The 20,829-nt window shown below is 71.1% G+C and carries 10 protein-coding genes; all 10 read right to left on the bottom strand.

Annotated features, from left to right (window positions below; all coding sequences use genetic code 11):
* Positions 1 to 62 precede the first annotated feature (62 nt).
* The 10 genes from ABD481_RS03425 to ABD481_RS03380 all read right to left on the bottom strand — a co-directional run bounded on the left by ABD481_RS03425 (position 63) and on the right by ABD481_RS03380 (position 20,714).
* Positions 63 to 6,521: an RHS repeat domain-containing protein gene (locus ABD481_RS03425; RefSeq protein WP_344664008.1), complete on the bottom strand. Its 6,459-nt coding sequence runs from the start codon at positions 6,519 to 6,521 to the stop codon at positions 63 to 65.
* A gap of 205 nt (positions 6,522 to 6,726) precedes the next feature.
* Positions 6,727 to 8,202: a nitronate monooxygenase gene (locus ABD481_RS03420; RefSeq protein WP_344664007.1), complete on the bottom strand. Its 1,476-nt coding sequence runs from the start codon at positions 8,200 to 8,202 to the stop codon at positions 6,727 to 6,729.
* A 139-nt stretch (positions 8,203 to 8,341) separates the two neighbouring features.
* Complete coding sequence (locus tag ABD481_RS03415) at positions 8,342 to 9,001, bottom strand: polysaccharide deacetylase family protein (RefSeq protein WP_344664006.1); 660 nt, start codon at positions 8,999 to 9,001, stop codon at positions 8,342 to 8,344.
* A 76-nt stretch (positions 9,002 to 9,077) separates the two neighbouring features.
* Positions 9,078 to 11,378, bottom strand: coding sequence for an Hsp70 family protein (locus ABD481_RS03410; RefSeq protein ID WP_344664005.1), 2,301 nt, complete (start codon positions 11,376 to 11,378; stop codon positions 9,078 to 9,080).
* Entirely contained in the window at positions 11,375 to 12,985 is a 1,611-nt protein-coding gene (locus tag ABD481_RS03405; RefSeq protein WP_344664004.1) for a dynamin family protein, read from the bottom strand. Before ABD481_RS03405 ends, ABD481_RS03410 begins: the two co-directional genes overlap by 4 nt.
* Positions 12,982 to 15,027: a dynamin family protein gene (locus ABD481_RS03400; protein WP_344664003.1), complete on the bottom strand. Its 2,046-nt coding sequence runs from the start codon at positions 15,025 to 15,027 to the stop codon at positions 12,982 to 12,984. Before ABD481_RS03400 ends, ABD481_RS03405 begins: the two co-directional genes overlap by 4 nt.
* The gene (locus tag ABD481_RS03395; RefSeq protein WP_344664002.1) at positions 15,011 to 16,159 is read right to left on the bottom strand and encodes a patatin-like phospholipase family protein; all 1,149 of its coding nucleotides are present in this window, start codon (positions 16,157 to 16,159) and stop codon (positions 15,011 to 15,013) included. Before ABD481_RS03395 ends, ABD481_RS03400 begins: the two co-directional genes overlap by 17 nt.
* A gap of 99 nt (positions 16,160 to 16,258) precedes the next feature.
* Positions 16,259 to 17,614: a hypothetical protein gene (locus ABD481_RS03390; protein WP_344664001.1), complete on the bottom strand. Its 1,356-nt coding sequence runs from the start codon at positions 17,612 to 17,614 to the stop codon at positions 16,259 to 16,261.
* Positions 17,611 to 19,206 (bottom strand): Hsp70 family protein, encoded by a 1,596-nt coding sequence (locus ABD481_RS03385; protein ID WP_344664000.1) that lies wholly within the window; start codon positions 19,204 to 19,206, stop codon positions 17,611 to 17,613. The genes ABD481_RS03390 and ABD481_RS03385 overlap by 4 nt, the downstream gene beginning before the upstream one ends.
* A gap of 212 nt (positions 19,207 to 19,418) precedes the next feature.
* Positions 19,419 to 20,714 carry a cytochrome P450 family protein gene (locus ABD481_RS03380; protein ID WP_344663999.1) on the bottom strand — a complete coding sequence of 432 codons (1,296 nt, stop codon included), beginning with the start codon at positions 20,712 to 20,714 and terminating at the stop codon, positions 19,419 to 19,421.
* Positions 20,715 to 20,829: the final 115 nt, after the last annotated feature.

Here is a 20,829-nt window from a genome sequence, read left to right as displayed (position 1 = left end):
GCCCGATGAGGCGCCTCGATGCGGAAGGCGCCTCATCGGACGGACAATTCAGGGGACGGCGATCAGTTCATGGCATGCGTAGGCGGATTGTTGGGGTCGTACTTGACCATGACCCACGATGTGATGTTGAAGGACGTCCAGGTCTTGTAGGTGATCTTTCCGTCGTCGTGCACATAGGTGGTCCGGTAGAGAGTGACGATCCCGTACGGGGACCTCCCGAAAGGCTCGCCGGCCTTCACCGGGAAGTGCTGGGTGGTGGTCGCGGTGTCGGTGGTCGACTTCAGTAGGCCATCTATATTCTGATATTCGCCGTTCACCCCCACCGCGGCCTCGAAGGTCTGCTCGCTGTCGCCGCCCAGGCCGAATATCTCGGCGCTCTCCTTGACAGACAACGTGAACTTGACCTGAGCGTTCCAGCCAAATGAACTGACGTAGGTGTGCGAATTCGTCTCGTTGATCGATCGCGACGCCACATAGGTGTATCCGGCGTCGTCCTGGCTAAGGGTTGTGAGGCCCTGCACTGTCGACATGTCGATGTATGTGTGCGCCTCGATCGCGTCGGTCCGGGTGTAGAGAACCCCGCTGCCATCGGACGGCACCTTCTTCTCCAGACCCGCAGGCGGGTCCTTGGGCAGCGGCTGGCAGCCGTCGCAGTAGTGGTGTCCGGACGTGCTCGGCGGCGGGTCGTCCCACCACCGGTCGGCGGGGTAGTTCTGGACGCCGCTGTCCGGCGAGTCCGGGTACCAGTGCACGGTCGGCACCGGCTTGTTCATGGTGGGGTCGTTCCACCAGTCGTCGCAGCTGCAGCTGCCGGTATCGCTGCCCCAGCTGCTGCCGTCCGACGCCGAGTTCAGCATCAAGCCGGACGGGTCGCTGGCGGAGGTGGGCGCGTTGTCCGCGTACGCGTACCCGGTCATCGACTGCGGGTCAGTCTCCGCGAGCACCGGGTCGACGCTGATGAACCGGCCGATGGTCGGGTCGTACTCGCGCGCGCCGACGTCCACCAGTCCGGTGCCGGGGCTGGTCGGCATGTTCAGGAACCCGTGGCTGTCCGGCCAGGCGCCGCCGGTGGCGGTGCCGCGCTGGTTGCCGTAGGGGTCCAGCGGGCGCCGGGTCAGCGCCAGCGTGGTGGTGTTGACCGCGAGCTGCTGGCTGTTGTGCTGGTCGCCGACGAGGTAGTCGGTGCCGACGGCGGTGCCGTCGGAGACGGCGACGGTCTGGGTGCCCAGGCTGTAGTACCGCTTGGCGGAGACCGTGCCGTTCGAGCTCCGGGTCACGTCCTGCCCCGGGAGGTAGACCGTGGTCGAGCCCGGGTCGCGGCGGACGAGTTCGGTGTTGTCGGCGTTGTAGACCCAGGTGGTGGTGCCGGCCGGGGTGGTCGCGGTGGCGGGTTTGCCGTACGTGTTCCAGGTGAAGGTCTGGTTGCCGCCCGGCAGGCTCCGGGTCAGGGTGTTGCCGGAGGCGTCGTAGGTGTAGCCGGTCGCGCCGCCGGTGCCGCCGGTGGTCCCGGTGAGGGTGTGGGCGCCGGAGGCGGTGTTGTAGGTGTAGGCGGTCGTCTTGTCCGGTCCGGTGCCGCCGGCCGGGGTGTGCGAAGTCTGCGACAGGCGGTCGCCCGCGTTGTCGAAGGTCCAGGTGGTCCAGTACGGGTTGGGGCCGCCGACCGCCGCGGCGCCGGCGGTCGCCGGGTTGCGGGTGCAGTCGTTGGCGCTGCTGGTCCAGGCCTGGTTCAGCCGCCCCAGCGCGTCGTAGGTGTAGCACTGGTCGTCGACCGGGGAGCCCTTCGGCCCCTGGGTGTCCACGACCGAGGTCACGTGTCCGGAAGGGTCGTAGAGGTACTGGGTGTCGTCCAGCTGCGGCGTGGTGAGCTGGGCGCTGAGGTTGGTGTCGATCGCCTTCAGCGTCTGCGGATCATAGGTGTAGCTCAGCCAGGCGTTGTTGGTCGAGCCGCCGAAGGTGATCTGGCTCGGCTGGTTGTAGCCGGACAGCGCCTGCGAGGCGGTGACCGAGGTGCCGTTCACGGCAACCGGGTTGCCGAGCTTGTCGTAGGTGGTGGTGACGGTCTCTCCCGGCAGGCCGGGAACCGGGGCCGGGGTGGTGGTCAGCATCAGTCCGGTGCTGCTGTAGCCGTAGGTCGTGGTGTAGCGGCCGGACAGGCCGGTCTCGGCGGACGGGATCACGGTCAGCTGGCTGATCGGGTTGCCCTGGCCGTCGTAGCCGGTGGTCCCGGTGACGTAGTTCCCGGCCGGGGTGTAGCGGGTCTCGTTGGTGAGGTGGCCGGCCTGGAGCGTGTCGTACAGCCAGGAGGCGAGCTTGGTGCCGGTGGCCGATCCGGCGTACTCGGCGGTCTTGCGGCCGAGCGGGTCGTAGGTGGTGGCCAGGGTCTGGCCGCGGGCGTCGGTGCTGGAGGTCACCTGTCCGGCGTTGTCGTAGACGGTGGTGACCTTGCCGCTGTCCGGGCTCTGGCTGGCGACCTTACGGCCCAGGGTGTCCAGGGTGAAGGTCCAGGTGGAGCCGTTGGACCGGACGGAGGTGGTGCGGCCCAGGGAGTCCAGGCCGTAGGTCGTCGGCTGGAACGTCCCGCCGCTCACCGTGGTCCCGCTGACGGTCGGCGGAACGGTGTACTGGTCGCTCTCCACGGTCTGGCCGCGCGCGTTGAACAAGCTGGTCACGGCGGTTCCGCCCTGCGGCGGGATGGTGGTGACCCGGTCGCCGCCGTAGACGGTGCGCGTCGACTTGGTCGCGGCGCCGTCCTTGTAGACGGTGGCCAGGGTGGTCCGGCCGCTGCTGTCCAGGGTGTTCACCGTCCGGTCGTCAACCGAGCCGGCGGCGACCTGCTGGACCGTGGTCCCGGGCGCGGCGGCGATCAGGTAGTGGTTGTTGGTGGCCACGACCCAGCCGTGGCCGTCGTAGAAGGTGTCCGAGACCTGCGAGCCGCCGTTCTCCGCGGCGGTCTGGGTCTGGACCAGGCGGCCCATGGTGTCGTAGAGCTTGGTCGAGGTGACGTAGTTGCTGCCGGTGCCGTAGTCGACGAGGTCGTTCTCGGTGACGACGTCGGGGCCGGTGGCCTGCACCAGGTAGGAGTAGGTGGCGTTCGGGGTGTTCTGGCCCTGGGTGCGGCCCGGCTTCCAGACCTGGGTGATCCGGCCCAGCGGGTCGTAGGTCGCGCTCTCGACGTGTCCTGCGACGTCGGTGTAGGAGGCCTTGGTGCCGCGGTCGGGGTTGTAGACCGAGGTCACGGCCTGGCCCAGGGCGTTGGTGACGGTCTGCTTGGTGAGCGGGCCGCCGTCGGCCGGGGTGTAGGCGGTGGAGGTGGTGCGGCCGAGGGCGTCGGCGGCGGTCAGGACCCGGCCGGAGGCGTCGTAGGTCGAGGTGCTGTCGGTGAAGAACGCCCCGTTGTTCAGCGCGTCGACCCGGGTCGGGTCGCCGGCGCCGGGCATCGCGCCGAGCGTGGTCGAGCCGTCGTAGTAGGTGCGGGTGTCGGACAGGATGTTCGTCTGCGCGGTGCCGGCCGGCGGGCAGGCCTGCGCGCTGCGGATGATCTCGGCCGGACGGTTCCGGACCCAGGTCGTCAGGTTGTCGGCGAAGGCGGTGGTGCTGCACGTCTCCGGGACGCCGTCGCCGGTCTCGTCCAGCCGGACGGTGCGGCCGGAGGAGTCGTAGGCGTCGGTCGCGGTGACCGTGCGGACCGCGCCGCCGCCCAGGTCCGTCAGCGTCCGGCTCTTGGCCGGCTTCACGATGGTGGCGACCAGCGGCTGCAGGCCGGTCCGGGTGCGGGTGCCGGTGGTCGCGACCACCGTCGGGGTGTTGATCGTGCGGCTCAGCCGGGCGCCGCCGTCGCCGTCGTAGGCGGTCTGCTCGAACTCCTGCCCGGACAGCGCGTCGTCGTCGTTGAACGTCTCGCCGAGGGAGTCGGTGAGCACGACCTTGCGGGTGCCGTTGTTCGGCAGGGTGTCGCCGTTCATGCCGCGGAAGTAGGTCATCGCCTGGTTGGTGACCAGCTCGCCGTTCGAGGCGTTGCCGGTCTTGACGTCCACCTCGCCGTAGCCGCGGAACTGGCCCCAGGTCCGGTTGGCGGGCTTGACGACCTCGTTGTCGTCGTAGTGCCAGGCCGGGTCGCCGCGGTAGGCGTACATCGTCTTCAGCATCGGGGTCAGGGCACTGGGATCCTGCTTGTCGACCTCGGTGACCACGTACTTGGTGAAGTAGTCCAGGATCGGGTCGGTGTAGAGCTGCGGGGTCCAGTACGCGGGCATGCACTGCGAGGTGTTCTGCGACGGGTCCGACGGGATCGTCGCGGCCGAGCAGCTGGTGCTGTAGGTGACGCCGACGACCGATCCGGTGTCGGTGTTCACGGAGGTCACCCGCCAGTGCGGCATGCCGGGCAGGCTGTTGTGGTTCGGCACCCGGTTGGTCATCGCCTGCCCGTAGAACGTGGTGGGCAGCATGGGCAGCGTGGCGCCGGTGCTGTCGTAGCCGGTGCGGGTGATGCCGGTCAGCCACAGCTCGGCGTCGGCGTCGGTCGGGAAGCTCTGGCCGAGGTCGTAGCTGTCGGCGACGTTGTAGCCGCCGCCCGGCTTCGCGTACTGCGTCGTGATGGTGGTCAGGCGCTTGGTGGACCAGAACGTCGGGGCGTGGACGTTGCAGACGGCGCCGGAGGCGCACTGCTGGTCGGCCGGGACGTCGGGCCACTTGGTGGCGTTGTCCTTCATCTGGGCCGCGTCGCAGGTGAAGCCGCTCGTCGGCAGGCAGCGCTCGGCGACGGTGAACACGACCTGGTCGGGGGCGGCCGAGCCGTAGACCGTGCCGTTCTCGTCGCGCAGGCCGTAGTCGATGCGGTTCAGGTAGCCGCCGCGGGTGTAGCTGGTGCCGCTCGTGGCGTTGTTCTTGCCGTAGTAGTTCGTCTCCGGCGTGTAGTAGTACATCGTGGCGTTGCCGTGGACGTCCTCGACGAAGTCCAGGTTCCAGCGCCAGGCCTGGGTGCAGGAGGAGGAGCCGAAGCCGGAGTTGGAGTGGCAGGGGTCGCCGGCGTGGGCGCCGAAGACCGGGACGGTCCAGGTGGAGTTCGTCGCGCTCGCGCCCGGGCCGCCGTTGCGGCCGAAGAAGTACTGCGTGCCGTCCGGCGTGGTGACCTTGAAGTACTCGCCGTTCTGCGCGCCGTTCGAGGCGCCGGTGAGCAGTTCGACGCGGTCGCCGGAGTCGGTCTGCTCGTGCAGGGTGTGCGTGGCGTCGTCGTAGACCAGCGCGGTCGACTTGCCCTGCAGGTCCAGCATCAGGATCTGGCCGGACCAGCAGTCGTCGCCGGTCTGGGACGCCTTCGGCAGGTCGGTGAACGACGAGCAGGGGCGGTAGACGCGCTCCACGTGGCCCGGGTCGTAGTCCCAGCCCTCGCCGACCCAGGACGGCTGGTTGTTGGTCACGGCGGTGAGGCCGTCGACGCGGTCGGAGGAGTAGTCGAGCGAGACCGCCGGGGCCGCTCCGGCCGCCGCCGGGGGCAGGGTGATCGGGTAGGACCAGGTGAAGCCGCCGGTCACCCCGCCGGCCGACCAGGTGCCGGAGGGGTTCAGCGAGCTGGCGGTGAAGTCGCCGCCGGCGCCCGAGCTGCCCGCGGTGGCGGCGAGGACCGTCGCGGGGGCGGCGGCGCGGGAGGCGGCGGAGGCGGCGGCAGTGGCCTGAGCAGCGGTGGCGGGGGCCGGCGCCGAGGCGGTGCCCGAACCCTGGTTCGCGGACGCGAGGTCGACGCGGGCGGTCAAGGTGTGGTGCGCGGTGTCGTTGCTCGCCCCGGCCACCGGCGTCTGCACCTGGCAGGCCGGGACCTCCGGCGTCGTCAGCGCGCAGGCGGGGAGGCTGACCAGGCGGAGCCGGTCGCCGAAGTCGGCACCGCCGGCGTTGCGGAAGGCGGAGTAGTCGATGGTGGCCTCGACGGAGGCGGGAGAGGTGGCCTTCGCGGCCGTCGCGGTGGGGCTGGCGGCGGTGCTGGCTGCGGGGTCGGCGGCTGGGTCGGCGGCGGAGCTCGCGGCGGCGGGGGTCAGGGTGAATATCACTCCTGCGACTCCCGCCTTGGCCGCCGCGCTGTGGTCGAGGAGCTGGACCCGGACGGGGCCGGCGGGCGCGGGGGCACCCGATACAGCCGCGTTGGCGGGCGCGTTGGTCGGCGCACTGGCAGGCGCGGTGGTGGAGGCTGCCGCCGCGCGCAACGTGAGCGGCACGGCCGCCCCCGGCCCGGCCACGGCGGCCGGGCTCAGCGCGACATCGGCACTCGCCCCGGCCGGCCAGGTCGAGCCGGGCAGCGGGCCCGGATGCGGAACGCCGCCCTTGGTCGCGGCGGCTCTGCGGTCCGCGGCGACGAAGGGCGTGGTGGGAATGCGGTGGTCCGGCTGGACCGCGGGGCGGGCGCCGTGGACCGCCGCCGCTTGGACGGCGTACTGCGGCCCGACGGCGACCAGGAGCGCGGCGGCGATGGCGGGGGCCGCCAGGCTCGCGCCCCGGCGGATCCCCGCGGGCCTTCTTCCTGATGACTTCACAAGGGTTCCCGATCATTCGCATAAATGGAGGCATTCGCCGGATCGGCGAGACGGATCATATGCAGGGTGATCGGTGCGGGCAATCCTGTGAAGTTGGATGTTTCAGCAGGTCAGCGCGGTGATATTGGTTAGCCGTTGGCCTTATGTTGGCGAAATTTGTGCGATATTTGTTCCTGTTAGTTCGGTGTCGGACAAACGACAGGGTTCACGGCCGGAGCAGATGGGCGACGACGTCCTCGGCGCGGTACCCGGCGGCGTCCGCCGACAGCAGGCCGGGCAGGAAGTCAAGGCTCTGACCCAGCGTTGCCAGCGCCGGTTCCTGATAGCCGTCCCGGCGGTGCTGGCCCAGGCCGACGGTGGCCATCAGGGCGTTGCACAAGCACTTGCGGCCCACGGTGTCCTCGGCCGCGCCGCCCTTGGCGAGGTAGTCGTCGACCGGCTCGGCCGGGCAGCGGTAGCCGACGCGGCCGTTGTCACCGAGATACGGGGTCCGGAGGTATCCGAGGTCGCAGAGGCGGGGACGCGCGGCGTACACGGACTCGTCGGTCAAGGTGTCGGGGAGCCGGGCCGTCTTGAACGGGAACCCGGTCGGCGAGGCGGCGGGATCGTTGCGGATGGTGAGCGTGCCCGCCTGCGCGCGGGCGAGCAACTGCTGCTTGAGGTCGGGGTCGATCCCTGATTCCTCGCACAGGGCGAACGCGCTGCCGACCTGGATGCCCGCCGCGCCCGCGGCGCGCGCCGCCGCCAGGCCCTCGGCCGTCGCGAACCCGCCGGCCAGCCAGAACGGCAGCCCGAGCGCGGCGACCTTCGCGACGTCGATCTCGTCGCGCGGGCCGTAGACGGGTTCGCCGGTCGGCGACAACGGCGGTTTCCCGCGCGGGGGCGCGCTGTGGCCGCCGGCAGCGGCGGTCTCCAGGACGAAGCCGTCGGGCCTGGTGAGCGGGTCGCGGGCCAGGCGGACGGCGAGGATCGCGGAGGAGATGATGGCCAGGAGCTGGGGGCGGCGCAGTGGTTCGTCGGTCTCCGCGGTCGCGGAGGGGCCGAGGATGGCGGCCGGGTCGAAAGCGACAGTACTGGTGGTGGCGGTGGCAGGGGTGGCCGGAGCCAGGGTGGCCGGGGCCGAACCGGAAACGGCGATCGGCAGCTCGACAGCGCTGTGTCGGCTCAGTGCGTCGAGCAGGCGCGGGTACTCGCTCGGGATGCCGGCGCCGACCAGCACGTAGTCGACGCCGGCGAGCATCGCACCGTAGAGCGCAGCCGGAGCGGCCATCTGGATCTTCTCCAGATAGTTGACGCCGATCGGCCCCTGGTGTCCCTGCTTGGCGAGGAAGACCTCGACGAAGTTGCCCGCGACGATCAGCTCGACGGCCGCGCGGTTCGCGCCCAGCCGGAGCCGCGGCACCGGCCGGTAGGGACGGTCCGCGCCGATGCCGCCGGGGACGTAATAGCGGTCAAGGATCCGCCGGGCGACGTCGGGGGCGGGAAACCGCGCGAGAGCTTCGCGCAGGTGGCCGCCGGGGTCGCCGCGTTGCAGGCGCCGGGCCAGCAGCCCGTCCAGGGCCACCCCGGAGACCACGCCGAGCTGGCCGGTCCGGCCGACCGCGCGGGCCAGCGGCCACTGCGAGACGCCGACCCCCATGCCGCCTTGAATGATCGCCAGCAAGGCACTCGAACGGTGCATCGGCGCCTCCTGTCCTGAGTCGTGGTGCGCCGGGGCCGGGCTCTGGCCTCGGCGGTCCAGAGCCACAGGCTCACAGGCGGGAGCACGATCGGTGAAGGGCCGAAAGTCCCGAGAAAGGCGGTTTCCTAGGCGGCGCCGCTCATCGCGCCCACGTCGCGAACGTGTACCCGCGCGCCTTCAGCGTTTTGAGGATCCCGCTCAGCGCCGCGACGGTCTGGCTGCGGTCGCCCCCGCCGTCGTGCAGCAGCACCACCGATCCCGGGCGGACGTGGCTGAGCACGCGGTAGCTGATCGCCGCGGCGCCGGGACGGGACCAGTCGCGAGGGTCGACGGTCCACAGGGCGAGCTTCTTGCCGAGGGCGGCCGCTCGCGCGCGCACGGTGGCGTTCACCGCGCCGTACGGCGGCCGGAGGCAGCAGGTGCGGTAGCCGGTGCGGGCGCGGATCTGCCGGTCGGTCGCGGTCACCTGGTACGTGAACTGCGACGACGACAGATTCCGCAGGTCGGGGTGCGACCAGGTGTGGTTCTGCACGCTGTGGCCCGCGTGGTACACCTGTGAGGTCAGCGACGGGTGCGCGGCGATCTGCTGGCCCACCTCGAAGAACGTCGCGTGCACCCCGTACTGCGACAGCACTTTGAGCACCTTCGGTGTGTAGACGGCGCTGGGGCCGTCGTCGAAGGTGATGTAGACGACCTTGCCCGCCGCCGCGGCCGGTGTCGCCGAGAACCCGACGGCGAGCAGCGCGAGGGCGGCCGCCACCAGGAGGGCGGCGAGTCTTCGGAAAGTTCCTATGATCATTGCAGTCGGATTCCCGGAGGTGCGCCGGGGATGCCCGATTGATGAGGAATTCCCCCATAAGGCCCTGCGAGTCGGCCTACCTGCGCGCCGGGGCGGGGACCAGGTCGGTCAGGCTCCACAACGACAACGAACCGGCCGTGCCGGTGACGAGCATCGAACCGTGATCGATGAACTGGAGGAATCCGCACACTCCTACGCGGCGGCGGACAAGCGGCTGCAGCGTGATGACGCCGTCGTCGACGCGGCGGAGCTCGACGTAGCCGTCACGCAGCCCGACCGCCGCCACGGGGGAATCAGGACTGCACGCGATGGCCGCCACCCCCGCCCCGACGGAGGAGAGGACCGACGTTCGCTGCCCGGTCTCCACGCTGCGCATCGTTATCTGGCCGGCGTCGTCACCGAAGAGAGCGAACCTGCCGGTTCCGTCGAAGGCCGCGGTGGTGGCATAGGTGTGCCAAAGGACAGCGGGCAGGCCGTCGGTGTCGGGCTCCTGCCTCGTCAAGTTGTCCTGACGGGACGCCGGTATCAGCGTTTTGCCATCGGCGCTGAAAAGCGAGGCCTGGCAGACATTGCTGTAGCCCAGCGCGGATTTGCTCTCGCCGATCTTCTCCATGCTGTCGCCTCGGAGAAACACCACCTGGGCCTCGGTACGCGACGACACCGCGACGACCTCGCCATCCGGCCGCACCGCCACCCGAGGATGATCCCGTTTGACGATCAGCTTGGGTGCCGCTCCCTGCTCCGGGTCCCAGCCATGTACCCCGGTATCCGTCACGATCAACAGCCCGCCGCGCCGGTCGAACACGATCTGGACCACCGGCGCGCCGACCGTGGCGGAGCCGACCACGGCCCACTCCTCAAGGTCGTACAACCGCACGGTCTTGCCGTCGGCGCGCGCCACGTACCGCTCGTCACCGCTCACCGCCGCCACGACCGCGGTGCCCGCGATCGTCCGCCACAGCCGCGGCATGATGCTCGCACCGTTCTCGCTGTCCTCCCCGGGACGCAGAGGCCGCATCGTCGCGAGCCAGTCCTGCGCCGTGACCACGGCGGCCTCGCGGTAGTGCTGGGCCTCCAGGGTTCCGGGGCGGTCCGCCCGCAGGTCCCACAGCGCGCCGCCGGGGACCGCGACGCGCAGGATCGGGTCGCCCTTGCGCAGCCGGTCGCCGGGGCCGGCGAGCCAGGTGCTGACGGTGACCCGGCCGGGCGGCAGCGGCCAGCGCAGCGGGATGTGGGTGGGGAGCGTCTGTTCGACGTCGAGGACCCGGTCGGTCCCGCGCCGGGCCCATTCCACCGCGCCGTCGGCCACGGCGGTGCCGATGTCGATCGGGCGGCGGATCGGGCGGCCCAGATGGCTCAGGTGCTGCTCGACCAGGGGGATGCGGCTGCTTCCGCCGACGGCGAGGATCGCTTCGAGGTCGGTCAGGGTGTTGATTCCGGCGTCGGCGCACAGGCCCACGGCCGCCTCGACGGTCTGCTTGATCTTGCCCCACTCGGTGACCAACTCCTCCAGGCGGGCCCGGGTGATCACGACGTCGTCGAGGGTGGGCAGCACGGAGACGGTGTCCTCCCGGGTCAGCGACAGCCGCTGTTTGACGTCCCGGGCCGTGGTCTTCAGCAGAGCGTCGACCCGGCCGTTGCCGGAGTCGGGGCCGATGCCGGTGACGTCGCGCAGCTCCTCCATCAGCAGCGCGTCGATGTCCGCTCCGCCGCAGAACGGGATCGAGGTGGCGGCCAGGACGTCGTGCCGGCGCGGTCCGATCCGGACCAGCGCGGCGTCGAAGGTGCCGCCGCCGAGGTCGTAGACCAGCACCAGCGCGTCGTCGGGGAGGGCGCCCTCGGCGACCGGGGCGTAGGCGGCGGCGACCGGTTCGGGCAGGTATTCGACGTCGAGGAAGCCGGCGGCGCGGCAGGCGGCGTCCAGGTCGGCCCAGCGCCGGTCGGCCGGCACGCCGATCTTGAAATCGCCGGGGCAGGTGATGAGCAGCCGGTCCACCGGCTCGTGGACCTTGCCCTGGGCCTCGGCCCGGATCGCGGCCAGCAGCGCGCTCGTCACCTGCGCCGCCGTGAGGTCCAGGCCCCAGTGCGGGATCGGCTCGGCGGAGCCCAGGTACCGTTTGAACTCCGCGACGAAGGCCAGCGGCGTACTGCTCCGGTAGCCCTCGGCCAGGTCGCCGACCGTGAGGCCGTCGGCGCCCAGGTGCGCGCTGCTGGGCCAGGACCGGGCGCCGGCGACCGGGTCGCCGACCGGTTTGGCCACCCCGCCGGACAGCAGGGTCGCGGTGGTCAGCGAGGTCCCGAAGTCGACGACGAGCACCGTGTCCCGGCGCGGGTACGACGGTTCGGACGGGGTCCGGGTCCGCGGCTTGGATGTCATCGCAGTCTTCTCCTACTGTCCGCGGAATCAGGGTCCTCCAACAGCGCCCGCGCCGCCGCGACCGCGCGCAGCAGGTTGGCGCAGCGGGCCACGACGACGTGCGCCGACCCGCGGTACCGCCCGGCGTTCAGGTGGCCGAGCCACCGGTCGTGCAGGTCGCGGGCCCGGGCCGCGAGGTCGGCCGGGGCGGCGGTGTCGGCCAGCCGCAGCCGGGCCGCCGCCGAGCGGCCGTACTCCCCCACCAGGTGCAGCACGTCTTCGCGGTCGTCGGGGCCGAGCCGCAGCTCGCCGCTGACCAGGCGCTGGAGCAGGTCCAGCTCGTCCAGGCCGGGCTCGTCGCGCAACGCGGTCTCCACCGTTTCCAGCGCGGTGTCCAGCGCCTCGGCGTCGGGCGCGGTCAGTCCGGCCCGGAGGCCGCGGGCCTGGCGCCGGAGCGCCTCGCCGGTGATCCGGGCTTTGATGAGGTGCGAGCGGTGGGCGAAGTGGTCGGTAAGCCGGTCGCGCAGGACCCTGATCCCGCTCACCTCCTCCAGCCGGGTCCGCAGTTCGTCGACGGTGCCCACGCCGTCGCGGATCAGGCAGCAGGCCGTCATCAGGCCGAACGGCGTGAAGCGGCCGCGCAGGGCGTCGCGGCGGGCCGGGTCCAGCGGGAGTCCGCGGTCGGTGCGCTGGAAGACGGCGGCGCTCTTGACCGAGCGTTCCAGGTCCTCGGCGGACACCTTGGCCAGGGTCCTGATGTCCTCCAGGTCCGCCTCGTCCAGGCCGGCGGCGGTCTCCGCGAGCCGGCCGCACACCGGCTGGATCTCGAACAGCACCGCCCGGACCGCCGGGGAGCGGAACATGTCGTCGCGGAGCATGCGGGCCCCGACGAACGGGTCCGGGTGGTCCCGCCACATCTCCTCGACCTTGGTCAGGACGCCGATCGTGGTCACCGGGGAGGCCGCCCCGGTCCGCGGGCCGAGGAACGCGCGCAGCATCTCGTCGTCGGTCTGCGACTGGCCGCCACGGCCCATGACGACCAGCAGGGCGTCGGCCGAGGTGGTGGCCTCCAGCGTCGCGGCGGCCACCTGGTCGCGCGACTTCTTCAGGAAGTCCAGGGTCTTGGCGGAGTCCTCGATCCAGGGCGAGTCCAGGCCGGCGGTGTCGATCAGGTCGAAGCCGGCGAGGTAGGGGCGGTCGGAGACCACGTCCAGGTACTCGATCGAGCGCAGCAGGTCGGCGTTGTCCTCGCGGCGCGCGGCGAACTTCTCCAGGTCCGCGAGGCTGGTCGGCAGCGGCGGCCGGGTCGGGTCGGTGAAGTGGACGGTCAGGCCCGGGTCGGTGCCGTATCGGAGGTGGTTGACGCTGAACGACAGCTCCAGGGTGCCGGTCGGGGTGAGCCGCTCGCCGATCAGGGCATTGACCAGGGTCGATTTCCCTTGGCAGACGCGGCCGACGACCGCCACGCGCAGCCGGGCGTCGAGGCGTTCGAGGCGGGCTTGGAGCAGGGCGCGCATTGGTTCCAGGTCGGGGGCGGATCCCAGCAGGCGCGATGCTTCTTCGAGGGGTGCGGCGAATCGTGCGGGCTTTCCGGGTCGTTCGGGTGTGCCGGGGCCCGGCGCGGTCACGACGCGGCCTTCGTCAGCTCGTCGACCTCGCGGGCCAGTTGTTCGGCACGGTGGCGGTGGGCACGCAGCGGCCGCGTCAGTGCTTCCAGTTCGGCAAGCCGCGCCTGGGCGCTCTCTCTGGTCCGGACCGCGGCCGCCTCCAGCTCCGGCAGCACGCGCCCCAGCGTCTCGGTCTCCAGCGCGATCTCCTGCTCCATCTCCAGGGCGACGGCGGCGGCGAGGACGTTCACGTGCTCGGTGACGGATTCCTCGATCAGCTGCGCCGATCGGGCTCGGGCCTTCGACACCGCTTCTTGCAGCTGCGCCCGGCGCTCGGCCAACTCGGTCGCGGAGTAGCCGTCGTTCACCGCGACCTTGTACTTCTCGCCGCCGATCTCCTCGTAGTCCTGCACGATCCGCACGCCGGTGGCTTTGGCAGCGCTCGCTCTCGCGGATTCTCCGAACAGGCCGGCGCCTTTCACCAGTGCCCTTCTGATCAGGCCCGGCTTCGCCCCGGTCGTGGTCTCGTAGTGCTCCCCGGTCCGGATCCGCTTGACCTTGGTGCGGTGGGTCTCGTAGCGGATCCGCTCCTCCAGCACCGAGAATCGCGGGAGGTCGACGACGGAGATGCCGGTGAGCCGGCCGAGCTCCGGAGCCTGCATGCTGAGCTGCCATTTCTTGGCGCAGTCACGCTGGATGGCGGTGGCCTTGCGGCCGGCCCAGTCGTCGACGCCGGACAGGACCAGGCCGAGCTCGCTGTTGAGCTGGCTGGTGAGCCGGGACGGATCGATCTGGTAGTACTGCTGGTCGACCATGTCCTCCAGCGCCCGGCGCCAGATCTCGCCGAACAGCCGGGTGCATCGTTCGACCATCCGTTCGCGCAGCTCGGCCAACCGGTCGCGGACCTCCTCGCGCCACGCGGCCCCCTCGCTGCCGAGCGCCTCCAGCCGCGCGCGCTTCTCCTCGCACTCGGCGGCGAGCCGCTTCAGCTCCCGGCCGGTGTCGTCGCGCAGGGCGCGGTCCTCGGTGACCAGCGGCTCCAGCAAGACGCCGACGGTCCGCTCCGCGACGAAGACCGCTTCGCCCAGCAGGACCCTGATGCGCCGTCGAAGGAGCCGGTCCCACAGCACCGCTTCCAGCTCCGGGAAGCGGCCGGCGGCAAGGTAGGCGTCGTCGCCGGTCTCCAGGTAGGTGAGGTGGTCGCGGGCGGAGACCGGGATCACGGGGATGTCGTCGAACAGCCCGGTGCGCTCCTGGGCCAGGCTGCGGGCGCGGGCCAGTTCGGCGGCGTGGTCGGCGTCAAGGTCGATCATGTTGAACAGCATGAGCAGGGCGTCGCCGGTGTCCTTGGCTACGAGCGAGGCCCCGGCGCGGGCCAGGAACTCCAGCTCCGGCTCGTTGAGCGGGTCCTTCAGGGACGCCACGAACACGATGGCGTCGGCGGTGGCCAGCTCGGCGGTGGCGATGCGGGAGTGGGCGCGGTTCCGGCCGCCGACGCCGGGGGTGTCGATGAGGACGAAGCCGGGGCGGAGGCGCTCGTCGGGGAGGCGGATCAGGACGCGGCGGGAGTCGGGGGGTGGTGGGTTGGTGGCGGTGGTGCTGGTGCTGGCGGTGGTTCTGGCGGTGGTTCTGGCGGTGGTTCTGGCGCTGGTGCTGCTGGTGGCGGCGTCCGTATCCGGGTCGGCTTCGGCGGCGTAGCGCTCGATGTCCTCGCGGTCGATGCGGCGGAGGCGCCGCTCCCCGGTCGTGGGGTCCGGATCCTCCTCCACCACGAAGCACTCCTGCACCGGGCCGTATTCGATCTCTGTCATCTGCTTCGTCTTCGGGATGACGGACACCGGCAGCAGCGGCGGGATCTGCTTGAGCAGGGCATTGAGAAGCGTCGACTTGCCACGCTTGTACTCGCCACAGAACAACACCCGCAGCCGGCCCTCGGCCAGCCGCCGTACGGCCTGGTTCAGGGCCTCGGCGGCGAGCGGCGCGGCAAGGAGGCGGGCCTGCTCGACGATCTCCTCGCCCAGGAGCAGGGCTTCCTCGCGCAGGTCGTCAAATCTCGGGGTCATCGGTGATCCCTTCGGGGCCGGAGCCGGAGCCGGGGCCGGGGTTGCGGAGCGGTTCGTCGAGTTCGGCCACGGCGTCGTGCCGGAACCCGGCCACGGCCTCGGCCAGCTGACGCGCCGCGTCCTCGGTCCAGACCCGGCCCAGCTGGTCCTTGGCGTCGTCGTATCCGAGCTCGTACAACGCCTCGACCCGGGCCGGCGACAGATCCAGGGAGCCGCTGGCGGTGCCGAGCGGGCCGGAGGGCCGCAGCGAGCGGCTGGGGTGGATCTGGACGACGTCCGACCCGGGGAAGGCGCCGCCGTGGAACAGCGGCTGGTCCTGGAGGTGCACCGCGACGACGCGCTCGCACGGGATCCGCCCGGCCAGCGCCCCGACCGGCATGTTGCCGCGGCCGAGCACGTCGCCGTCCCGGACCGGCACGCCGTTGACGTTGCGCGGCGCCATGAGGAACGGGATGCCGGCGCTGCCGAGGATCACGTTGTGCATGCGGACCGGCGGCATGTCGTTCACGTACACCCAGTCCGAGCTCCGGCCGGCCTTGGACCGCAGCACGTCGATCATCGCCCCGAGCCGGAACCCGGCCCCGCGCACCGGCCCGTCCCACGGCTGGTTCCGGAAGTAGTCCAACGGCCGGCGGCTGCCCACCACCGGATCCACGGCCCGGAACGTCGTGACGAACAACGGCAGTCCCCGCCGCAGCGCCTCGGGATCGACATACTTGGTCAACAACGCGTCGAGATACCCGGGCTGAAGCATCGGCCCACTCATCCGGCCCGGCAGATTCCGCACCTGGTCCCCGATACCCTCATCCCACACCACGCCGACACCCGCCTTCGGCGGCCCGGTATCACGCGCCGCCTGCCACCACACCTCCCGCAACGCCACCGCGGCAGCCGCCAGATCCCGCGCCGCAGCGAGCACCGCACCGTTCAACGCCCCGATACTGGCCCCCGCGACCGCCACCACCTGCACCCCCTGCTCAGCCAGGAACCGAACAACACCGGCCTGATAAGCCCCCTTGGCCCCACCCCCGGCCAACGCCAACCCCACCGGCACCCGCCGAGGATCCACGAGCCCTGATTCGGCCACGACCTCCCGCGGATCCCGCAACCCCCGCGGCTCACCACCCGGCACCGGCGCACCCGCCCCGTACAACGGCTCGGAACGCGCCCGACCCGCAGCGTCACCGATTTGCCGCGCCCGCCGCGCGATCTCCTCCGGATCCACCACCGCTCACCTCGATCCGAAGGGGCCCAGCTCCACCGGCCATGTCGCCCGGCGCAGCCCGAAAGCCGTCTCAGCCTGCTCGGCGACGATGTGGTGCACGAAGCCCGCAGAGTCGAGGCGGAGGGGGACGCCGGGGCCGAGGTGGCGATTCCTGTTCGCTTGATCGTGGTTGCCGGAAGCTTGGCCACTCTGATTCCAGCTCGCATAATCGCGCTCGCCAGCAGCCTGCGCGCTCTGGTTCGAGCTTGCCTGATCGCGGTCGCCGAAAGCTTGGCCACTTTGGTTCCGGCTCGCACGATCGCGGTCGCCGAAAGCTTGGGTGTCCTGGTTCCAGCTTGCCTGGCCGCGTTCGCCGGAATCTTGGCCACTCTGGTTCCGGCTCGCGCGATCGCGGGTTCCGAAAGCTTGGGTGTCCTGGTTCCAGCTTGCCTGATCGCGTTCGCCGAAAGCCTGGCCACCATAGCTTTCGCGGCTCTGATTCTCGCTGGTTTGGTATTGTCTGTTGTAGTTCTCAGTGCTCGAAATCCGCTCCCGCAGCGCAAGCACCAGCGGTCCTCGAATCCCGTCCAGCGTCGCGTCCAGGCCGTCGCCGAGCCATTGCGCCACCCGGGCCGCGCGGACTCCGCCGCCCAGCTCGGCTGCCGTCTCGTCGACGATCGCCGCTGTCGGGACTCGCTGCGGCCAGGGGCCGGCGCCGTGAATCAGCAGCGCGTCGGCGAGTTCGGTGCGGTGGCGGCGCTGGTCGCCGGTCAGCCATTCGTAGTATCCGACCGGGCCGGCGAAGACCTCCTGTGCCAGCAGCGTGATCTGGCAGCCCCACGGTAGTCCGGCGTAGGTGCTGCCGCTGCGCCACGCGCCCACTGCCCGGCGCAGCGCGTGGTCGGCCAGGTCCGCCGCCTCCACCTTGGTGACTCGGGCCTCCAGGTCGGCGATCCGGGACTCCAGCTCGTCGAGCCGGCGGTCCATCCGCGTCCGCAGGCCGGCGACGTATTCCGCCAGCGCGGCCAGGACTTCGGAGAGTTCCTCGATGGCGCAGTGCGCGCGGTTGGCGAGGTCCTCGGCGTGCGCCGCGACGTATTGAGTGCGCCGCAGGTGCCCGGCGACGGCTGCCAGGTCGAGGTCCTGGACCATGCCGCGCACCAGCAGCTCGTCCACCGTGCGAATCAGGGTCCGTTGATGGTCCAGCAGATCGCGGTGCACCTTGGTGGTCCTGGCTGCGGACAGCCGCTTGTCGGCGTGCGCCTCGACGATGCGGCTGGTCTGGTCGAGTTCGGCCAGGGTCCGTTGCAGCGCGACTTTGGTCTCGCGGCCCCGCGACACGGGGAAACGGCGCGCGAAGTGGTCGAGATCGGTGCCGGTCATAGCTGGCCGCCGGTGACCGGGTTGATGCGGACGACGGCCGACGTGCCGTAGCGACCGTTTGAATAGCTGACGATCAGCTCGTTCGGGGTCCCCGCGGTAATCGCCGTCGGATGCGCGTATGCCCCTCCGTAAACCGTGGAGAAAAGCAGAGTCCCAGTAAAGACGTCGTAGGCGTTGATGTAGTTTCCCACAACCAGAAACAGCCTATTGTTCTTGACCGTTGCCACGATCGCGCGTTTTGGCCCGACGAAGTGGGATACCGACCTGTCCCAATGCGCGCCGCTGGTCCGGTGGACGGTGAGCAGCCACTGTCCGCTCCGCACCACCTCGCCCGGCCGCACATGCGTCGCGACCACCCAGCTCCCGTGCTCCGCCAGCAGCCGCGTCAGCTTCCCGTCCGGGAGCCGCACGCGAGCGACCAGCGCCCCGGCCTCGTACTCCTCCCCCGGCTCGACCTCCCAGCTCACCAACGTCCCATGGTCACCGGGTATCTCCCACCGCAACGGCTCAACAGCCGGCTCGAACGCGGCGGGAAGACACGACCGCACCTCTCCACGCGAAGCCCAATACGCCGCACCGCGCACCACCGCGACCTCCGGATCCCGCGCACTGCGCAGCGGCGCCCCGAGCTGCGCCGCGAGCGTGGCCGACACCAGCGGAATACGCGAACCGCCGCCGACGAGGAACACTGCGTCCAGTTCTTCGGGCGCGACCCCGGTCTCGTGCAGCAGCTTCGAACAGCAAGCGATGGTCTGCGCGATGGTGTTCGCGGCGACGGCCTCGAAGTCGGCGCGGCCGAGCGCGACCTCGATGCCGACGACCTCCTGGAGCGCCTGATCGCTCTCGCTGAGTTCCTTCTTGAGCCGCTCGGCGACGTCGAGCACTGCGACCCGGCCCCGGTCGCCGCTCTCATACAGCGCCCGCAGCTCCGCGTCGCGCTCGCACAGGAAGTCCGCGACGGCGACATCCACGTCGAAGCCGCCGCAGAACGGCAACCCGTCGCTCCCGATGAGTTCGTGGTCATCGACCCCGACCCGGATCAGCGCCGCGTCGAACGTCCCCCCGCCGAAGTCGTACACCAGCACCAACTGCCCCGGCACGAACGCCTCGCCCGACGGCGCGGAGAAGGCCGCCGCCACCGGCTCGGGCAGCAGCTCCGCCACGGTGAAGCCGGCCTCGTGGGCCGCCGCCAGCAGCCGGTCGTTCCGCCCGTCGCCGGGCCCGAACGCCGCCGGCTTGGTCAGCACCGCGTACCGGACCGGCCCGCCGTGCACGCGCTCGGCCTCGGCCCGCAGCACCCGCAGCACCTCGGCCACCAGCTGCTCGGGCCGGTAGTCGACGCCGCCGATCTCCGGCGACTCGCCCCGGGTCAGGTACCGCTTGATCTCCGACCGGTACTGCGTCGCCCGCACGGTCTTGCGGCCCTCGGCACGGCTGCCGACCAGGATCTCGGTGCCGTCCACCAGCACCGACGACGGCCACACCAGCTGGCTGGTCGACGGTTCGAGGATGTATTCGAGCAGCCCGTCGGCCAGCAGGGCGGCACAGGACGACGAAGTCCCGAAGTCGATGACGAGAATCGGCTCGCTCACTGACGTCCAGCTCCTCGGGCTGCGGGAACCGGACAGCCGACCACCGCGACGGCCCGCACCCGGGCGCATCCGGTGGGCGGACGAACCGGAAGCCTGATCCACCGTCGACGCTTCAAGCCTCCCACGCTGCGTCGGACCGCGTCAGCACTCGACGATCGTTCACCGGTAGAGGAAAACCCTGTGCAGGACCTCAGGCCGGCGTATCTGCACTCTTATTCCGCGCGCAGTGCGGGAAGTACCTTCCCGACCCGGACCGGGAGCGCGGCGAGCGAGCGCTGTCGGTGGCTCGACCGCCAGACCAGCTCGCCGGGCGCCACCGCCAAAGTCAGGCCGGGCAGCCTGGTGAGCAGCGTCCACAGGGCGATACGCACTTCGAGCCGGGCCAGCGGCGCGCCGAGGCAGTAGTGGACGCCGTGCCCGAAAGTGACATGACCCTGCGAATGGCCGTCCCCCAAGAACCGCGGGTCACGGTTCGCCGAGCTGACCGACAGCAGGACCGTGTCGCCCGCCGGGATCACGACGCCCTCGCCGAGCGCCACGTCCTCGGTCGGGAAGCGGCGGATCGCCGTGGTCCCCGGCTGATCCCGCCGCAGGACCTCCTCGGCGAGCGCGGTCATGCCCGGCGTGTGCGGATCCGCCTCCGCCCGCACCGCGTCGACGGCGGCCGGATCCGAGAGCAGCCGGGCCACGGCGGCGCTGATCACGTGCACCGAGTTCTCGTAGCCGGCGAACAGAATGAGGAACGCGAGCGAGAGCAGCTCGTCCTCGGACAGCCGATCGGCCCCGTCCCGCGCGGCGATCATCGCCGAGAGCAGGTCGTCGGCCGGTTCGTCCCGCTTGGCCGCGAGCAGCCCGGCCAGTAAGCCGATGATGCCGCGCATGGTCCCGGCCACCTCCGCGGGCCCGAAGTCACCGGGCGCGAGCAGTACTTGGGTGTATTCGCGCAGCGTCACGCCCTGCTCGCCGGGGACGCCCAGAAGGTCGCAGATCACTGCGATGGGCAGTGGCGCGGCGTAGGCGGCGACGAGGTCCACGACGCCGTCCGGCGTATCAGGACCAGTACCAAGACCAGTACCAAGACCAGTACCAAGCCCAATACCAGGGTGCTGACTGACGTCGGCCAACGCGTCGACAAGACCGTCCGCCCGCACCTGGATCCGCTCGCGCAGCCCGTCCACCCGCCGCGCGGTGAACCCGGACGCCACCAGCCGCCGCAGCCGCGCATGGTCCTCGCCGTCCAGGTTCAGCAGGTTCGCCTCCAGCGCCGGCGGCAGGCCGAAACCCTGGTACCCGGCCCGCGACGCCTGCTTGTTCAGCGCGAGCCGCGGATCGGCGAGCAGGTTCTTCACGTCGTCATACTGACTGACGACCCACACCCGCTCGCCACCCGCCAGCTCCGCGCGGTGCACTCCGCCGGGCTCGGCACGCAGCCGCTCGGCCACAGTCTCGTGATCGGTACCCAGGACGGCGGTGAGAGCGCGGGCGAGATCCGCGTCTTTGATGGTCACGGAAGCACTCCAGGTGCGCACGGCCGGTGAGACCGGACCAGCCTAGTGCGCGGAGACCGAACCCTGACGAAGCGGGGTTCGGCGGGGGGGGGCTCACCCCCCCCCCCCCCCCCCC

It is taken from the genome of Catenulispora yoronensis (assembly GCF_039531695.1).
Taxonomy (GTDB): Bacteria; Actinomycetota; Actinomycetes; order Streptomycetales; family Catenulisporaceae; genus Catenulispora; species Catenulispora yoronensis.
The sequence above is the reverse complement of the archived record's forward strand: the minus strand, read 5'-3'. Positions and strand labels throughout refer to the sequence as shown.

Bases quoted from the DNA above. Each gene is read 5' to 3' on its own strand.
- ABD481_RS03420 (WP_344664007.1), bottom strand. From the start codon at position 8,202: ATGCACCGTTCGAGTGCCTTGCTGGCGATCATTCAAGGCGGCATGGGG.
- ABD481_RS03400 (WP_344664003.1), bottom strand. From the start codon at position 15,027: ATGACCCCGAGATTTGACGACCTGCGCGAGGAAGCCCTGCTCCTGGGC.
- ABD481_RS03390 (WP_344664001.1), bottom strand. From the start codon at position 17,614: ATGACCGGCACCGATCTCGACCACTTCGCGCGCCGTTTCCCCGTGTCG.
- ABD481_RS03415 (WP_344664006.1), bottom strand. From the start codon at position 9,001: ATGATCATAGGAACTTTCCGAAGACTCGCCGCCCTCCTGGTGGCGGCC.
- ABD481_RS03410 (WP_344664005.1), bottom strand. From the start codon at position 11,378: ATGACATCCAAGCCGCGGACCCGGACCCCGTCCGAACCGTCGTACCCG.